Raw genomic sequence first — 1,037 nt, forward strand, 5'->3', positions numbered from 1 at the left:
ACCGTCTCGATCTCGCCGAGTTCGATGCGGAAGCCGCGGATCTTGACCTGGTCGTCGGTGCGGCCGAGGTAGTCGAGGTGTCCGTTGTGGGTCCAGCGGGCGAGGTCGCCGGTGCGGTACATCCGGCTGCCGACCGGACCGTACGGGTTGGCGGTGAAGCGTTCGGCGGTGAGGGCGGGGCGGCCGTGGTAGCCGCGGGCGAGGCCGTCGCCGGTGAGGTAGAGCTCGCCGGGGACGCCGGGGGGGACGGGGCGCAGGTGTTCGTCGAGGATGAGGGTTCGGGTGTTGGGGATGGGGGTGCCGATCGAGGGCGTGCCGGTGCCTGGGATGAGTGGTGTGGAGATGGTGGCGGCGACGGTGGATTCGGTGGGGCCGTAGGCGTTGATCATGCGGCGGCCGGGGGCCCAGCGGTCGACGAGTTCGGCGGAGGTGGCGTCGCCGCCGACGATGAGGCAGTGGAGGTGGGGGAAGTTGCCTGCGGGGACGCTGGCGAGGGCTGCGGGGGGGATGAGGGAGTGGGTGACGCGTTGGGTGGTGAGGACGTCGGCGAGGATGTCGCCGGCGAGGGGGCCGGGTGGGGGGACGACGAGGGTGGCGCCGGCGGCGAAGGTCATGACGAGTTCGAGGACGGAGGCGTCGAAGCTCGGGGAGGCGAATTGGAGGATGCGGGCGTGGGGGGTGACGTCGAAGCGTTCCAGTTCGGCGGTGGCGAAGGCGGTGATGCCGGTGTGGGTGACGACGACGCCCTTGGGGCGGCCGGTGGAGCCGGAGGTGTAGATCAGGTAGGCGGGGTTGGCCTGGTCGACCGCGACACCGGGGCGCTTAGCCGATTCCTGTGAGGCGTCGGGGAGTTCGCGTAGGACGAGCGCGGGTCGGGCGTCGTCGAGCATGTAGGTGATGCGGTCGTCGGGGTAGTCGGGGTCGATCGGCAGGTAGGCCGCTCCGGCCTTGAGGACGGCGAGTTGGGCGATGACGATGTCGACGGAGCGTGGGAGCAGGAGGGCGACGATGCTTTCCGTGCCGACGCCTTGGGCGCG

Annotated in this window: 1 protein-coding gene; it reads right to left on the bottom strand. The window is 71.0% G+C overall.

Annotated features, from left to right (window positions below; translation table 11 throughout):
* Positions 1-1,037 (bottom strand): amino acid adenylation domain-containing protein (locus ACWCXH_RS40000; protein WP_449806432.1); only part of this gene is annotated, 1,037 nt, incomplete at both ends.

The organism is Kitasatospora sp. NPDC001660 (assembly GCF_053596725.1).